The organism is Acidiplasma sp., from assembly GCF_038728925.1.
Classification (GTDB): domain Archaea; phylum Thermoplasmatota; class Thermoplasmata; order Thermoplasmatales; family Thermoplasmataceae; genus Acidiplasma; species Acidiplasma aeolicum.
Genome location: NZ_JAVYSZ010000033.1, coordinates 1 through 5,458 on the forward strand (window position 1 = coordinate 1; position 5,458 = coordinate 5,458).

Annotated in this window: 3 protein-coding genes; all 3 read right to left on the reverse strand. The window is 36.1% G+C overall.

Features of this window, described 5'->3' with window-relative positions; translation table 11 throughout:
* The coding region (locus QXW15_RS07755) for an SIS domain-containing protein (RefSeq protein ID WP_342790299.1) at positions 1 to 885 on the reverse strand (885 nt) is incomplete at its 3' end.
* A 37-nt stretch (positions 886 to 922) separates the two neighbouring features.
* Positions 923 to 2,743, reverse strand: a complete 1,821-nt coding sequence (locus QXW15_RS07760; RefSeq protein ID WP_048101513.1) for a VWA domain-containing protein — start codon at positions 2,741 to 2,743, stop codon at positions 923 to 925.
* Positions 2,740 to 5,458 (reverse strand): cobaltochelatase subunit CobN (locus QXW15_RS07765; RefSeq protein WP_342790301.1); only part of this gene is annotated, 2,719 nt, incomplete at its 5' end. The genes QXW15_RS07765 and QXW15_RS07760, both read right to left, overlap by 4 nt.

The window sequence follows — 5,458 nt, forward strand, 5'->3', positions numbered from 1 at the left end:
ATCATTAAATCCATCTATGTTTATGTTAAAATCACCACTGCCATTTAATGTCAGTGTTTTTGTCCCGGTTACCCTGCATGCTCTTACTATCTGGTTCATTCTTTCATTGTTATAGCCATCGCCAATGAGGATTAGCAACGATTTATCATCTATAATTGATGTGCATCCATGGTTGAATTCCTCAAGCTCTATGCCCTCTGCATGTATGTGTGTTGCCTCCTTTATCTTCTGTGCAGCCTCCCTTGCCACAGGATAGTTGGGGCCTGACCCAAGCACGAATATTGTATTTATATCATTGAGCTGCCCTGCAATATCCATAACCGGTTTTTCCATAACTGAAACAAGATTTATTATTTTTTTTATTATTTCCTTAATTCCCACATCAATGCCTGCATAGTTCTGTGCTATATACATTGATGCGATTGCATTATCAAAAAATGCCTTGGTATTGCACAGTGAAAGATCAGGGGTTTTTATAATTACTGTTTTGTCTGTTATATTCCCTATTGTTGTATTTTCATAATGTGTTATTCCAACAGTAAATGCATATTTTTTCATATAACTTAGTGCATCCATGGTTGATTTTGTTTTTCCACTGTGGGAAATTCCCACCACAGTCCCCTTTGAAAGGCCGGAATAATTAAGAAGTTCATATGCCTGTATAACCCTGTAATTAACATCCAGTTTATTAAGGAACTGAGAGCCTATATACTCACTGTGATATGCAGTACCATTTCCGGTAAATACAAGCGGTGATTTTATAATATCATAATCAAATTTTTCCATCTCCCTTACAGTTTCATTAAGCCCATTGGGAATATCCTTTATCATATCATACATAAAATATGGATGCTTATTCCGTTTTTCAGGTATTTCATCTGTCATTGGATTTATAATGCATTTATATTATTTATTTTTATATTCAGTTTATTTTTACATTGTTAACATCGCTTATTATATGCCCGTTTGAATATTCTGCTATTAAATTATTATATGTTGGTAAGAATCCATTTTCGCCATTTATTATATAAAGCCTTGAAACATTCTTTAATTTTTTGGATATATCAATAATATCATCCTTCATATTTCCGGGTGGATAATTTCCGCGACCATCTGTAAAAAGTACTGAAACTGTTTTTTCACCAGAATATGCTGACGTTTTATATATCTGTTTTAAGCCCTCTAAAAGGGGTGTTTTCCCTGAACTTTTTATGGATTTAAGCCTCTGGTTGAGGACCGTGAAATTTCTGGAAAAGTTCATTAATACTCTGGCGCCTGTGCCTGAAAACGATATGAGTGCAACCCTGCTTCTTGTAATATAAGCCTTTTTAAATAAAAGTTTTGACAGCTCTAGTGCATTTCCTATCCTTCTTTTAAAACCCATGGACGTGCTTGAGTCAATTGCTATTATAACCGGGACGGCACCACCGGAATAACCCTCCCTCAGGACAATATCCGATGCCTGCATCTTTTTATGATTATTGATTTTCATGGATACCATGGACGAATAAAGATCAAGGTGATTCCCGTTTTTATGTCCTGTTCTTATAAAATTTCCAGATTTTGCATTTCTTCCGCTCTTTTTAATAATCTCATTTCTTAATTTCATATCTATTCTGGGATTCTCAATATTATTTAGGGTATCATCCCCTGTGGAATTATTTTTTTTTACCGGCATTTTTTCATCATTATTTATATCATTATTGTTCATATCCTCATTTATATTCTCATTTTTATTGCCCTGATTTTGACCGGTATTGTTAAGTTCCCTTTCCATGTTGCTTTTTTCATCATCGTTGATTCTATGCCTTAGTGCAAATTCAAGTGCCTTCCTTGCATCCTCCATTGTAACATTTTTATTACCATTATATGCTGCTATTGCCCTTGCCGCCTTAACCGCAGATATCATGGCCCTGTTACCCATATGATATTTCAATATAACATCAGCCATATATTTCTCTATATCATCGGGTATGATTACATATCTAAGAGCATTTCTTGCCCTCACTATTCTTTCTCTTAAAATTTCATCATCCTGATCATATTTGCTTATAAATTCCACCGGATTGTGATCAAATTCATCAACCCTGTTTGCAATCTCAATTAGCTCTTCTGCGCTTGATGGCAGTTTTCCCTCAGCTGAAATACCAAATCTGTCAAGAAGCTGTGGTCTGAGCTCTCCCTCCTCAGGATTCATTGTACCAACCAAAATGAATCTCGCAGGATGTATATATGAGACGCCATCCCTTTCAACAGTATTTATGCCTGATGCGGCTGAGTCCAGTATTGCGTCTGCTATGGAATCATCAAGCAGATTTACCTCATCTATGTATAAAATTCCATTGTTTGCCTCACCAAGCAGCCCCTCTCTGAAATTAACCCTTCCTGAAATGGCAGAATTTATATCTATTGATCCAACAACACGATCAAGTGTTGAACTTATTGGTAAGGTTATTACAGGCACTGATTTCTTCACTATCTCGGCAGAATTATTATCTATCTTTTCACGGCATTCATCACAAAGATTTTCAGAATTTAATGTGCAGTTGAACCTGCACCCTCTTATTGAATCCATTTCTGGCAGTATATTTGAAAGCGATCTTACCATTGTTGATTTTGCAATGCCCTTTGGACCTGTGATTAAAATTCCACCTATTTTCGGGTCAATTGCATTGATAATTAATCCAAGCTTTATATCATCATTTCCAAGAATTGCAGAAAATGGGAAGTAGTTAATTTTCATTCACTCTCACCCTCCATTTCAATATAGGCATTATCAAGTTTTTCCCTCATATCCTCAGATGCATTCCAGATGCCCCTCTTATATGCCTCTATCATTCTGGATGTTATCTCACTTAATGCCCATGGATTTTCCCTTTTAAACCATTCCTTCATTTCATTGTTTAAAATGAATTTTTCGGCTATATTATTAAAAATTGCATCATTTACCATTTTGGTTGTGGCCGCCCAGCCATACAGGTGCTCTATTTTTTTGAGCATTTCCGTGGCACCCCTGTATCCAAAGTTTTTCTGTGCATTAATCCATTTATCATTTAAGAGCTTCCCTATTGCCGTCCTTTCTATTTCCTCCTTCATTGTCCTTACCTGCGGGCGCGATGGATTGAATGTATCCTCAAACATAAGATTTGGGCTTGAACCATACTTTTTTGCCATTAAATAAAATCCGCCTGCATATGAATAGTTGCATGAATCGTCGTTTATATCTATCTCATCAATCTCCCTCTTATGTATAATTGTATCTATATTTTTTGATACCAGTGAAAGCTCATTTTTTGCCTCCCTTCCAAAGTTATTCTTACCATATGAATACCCCATCCACTCTATAAACACATCTGCAAGGTCATTTTCATTCTTCCATTTTGATGATTCCACCGCATTGCTCACACCGGACCCGTAGGACCCTGGTTTAGATGAAAAAATTCTCATTAAATGGCCGTACTCCCTGTAATGTTTTTTAATGTAATTATCCTCCTCAGACTCATCAAGTTCGGCAACCTTCCTAATTGCTGTATCTATAAGCTCAATAATATTAAATAGATTATCCCTGACTATTCCGCTTGATTCAATGACAACATCTATTCTTGGCCTCTGAAGTTTTTCCATTGGTATAACCCTAACATCGGAAACCTTCTTTGAACCCTCCTGCCATATGGGCTCAACACCAATGGTAAATAAAATCTGTGATATGAGCTCCCCATCCGATCTGTATGCATCTGTTGACCAGAGCACAAAACCCACTGTCTCTGGAAATTTATTATTCTTCTTATATTCGGCTTCTATTAGTTTATTTGCAAGTATAACGCCAACCTGCCACGCTGACTGGCTTGGAATCTTAAATGGGTCCACAGCATAAAAGTTCCTGCCAGATGGTAAAACATCATATCTTCCACGTGCGAGGGAGCCAGACAGGCCGGATGGTATAAATTCTCCATTGAGTGCCTTTAGAAGATTATTTTCCTCATTTTTTGATGAAAATTTTAGATTATTTATAATGCCTCTTTCAAGTTCTGGAATATCATTGTTATGATTTATATATTCCTTTATCATTTTAACCGCTGCATCCTTTCCATGCATTGATATTAATGAGTGTTCATCAAATCTTGTGGCAGTTGCAACATAATCAGGCAGATCATCGTTATTAACCTCCTGGGCATATACATAGAGACCGTGGGTTATTACAGAATCCTTGAAAAGATTTATTCTGTGTTCTATTTCATGTGTGGCCTTATGTGCGTCATCAAAGTCTATGCTTAAACCTATTTTGCTGGCAAGATTTTTTATATCCCTTAAAATTAAATCCTCTCTTGCATTATTTTCTGATTTTTCAGACTCCTCATAATCATCTATTAATTCCTCAAGCTTATTAATTTCATCAGGTACCTCATCATAGGATGTTGGTGGCGTTATATAATCTAAAAGTACTGCATAGCTCCTGCGCTTTGCTATTATACCCTCACCAGGAACATTTGTAGAATAAAGATATATATTCGGCATGGTACCTATGGAAATTTCTGGGAAGCATGAGGGTGAGAGGCCGAGACCCTTTCCGGGTGTAAATTCAAGTGTTCCGTGAGTACCAACATGAATTATGGCATCCGCACCGAATTTTGTTTCTATCCATTTATAAAATGCAAGCCAGTAATGCGTAATTGGTGTTTCAGAATCATGTATGGTTCTTATGCTGTTATCATCATCTGAAAACGTTATTCTTTTTGGCTGTATGCCTATAAAAATATTTCCAGAGAGAAGCCCCGGTATGTAAAATTGTGAATTTAATACCATGTAATCCCTGTTCCAGTTTATATTTCCCCAGCGGTTGATTATTGCCTTTCTTGAATCCTCGGGTATTGAATTAAAAATTTTGGAATATTCATCAGAGTTTATGGTATCGACAGCACCTTTTCTATCTATTATGTTTTCAATTGATGTCCATTTACCCTCAGGGATGGCCTTTTTCCTTAATATTTCCTGTATAAGATCCTCGCCATTTTCAGGTACATAATCCAGAGAGAAGCCAGAGTTTTTAAGTATTTTCATTATATTGGCAACAGAATTTAATGTATCAAGGCCTGTTGCAGTGCCTATATTTGCCTCAAGGTCCTTAAAAGATGAACCTGAATGGAGTATAATTGCTATTTTTTTATCACCGTTATTTTTATATTTTAAATTAACCCACTTTTTTATTCTATTTGCCATATAATTTATCTGCTCATATACCGGGGATAATTCCCTGTAAACTGTTCCCTTTTCAGAAATTTTTTTAATAACGCCAACAAGTATCGGTTCTATTGTACCATCTATTTCTGGAAGCATGGCGCTCATTATGGAGCTTACAACATCAAGTCCTGATGAATCTATCCATTCCTTGTATTCTTTATAATAATATATAAGGCCCTGAAAAACAGGTACATTTAAATTTAACAGCGTATTTTTTTCC

Coding starts and splice junctions, on each gene's coding strand:
- QXW15_RS07760 (WP_048101513.1), bottom strand. CDS start 2,743: ATGAAAATTAACTACTTCCCATTTTCTGCAATTCTTGGAAATGATGAT.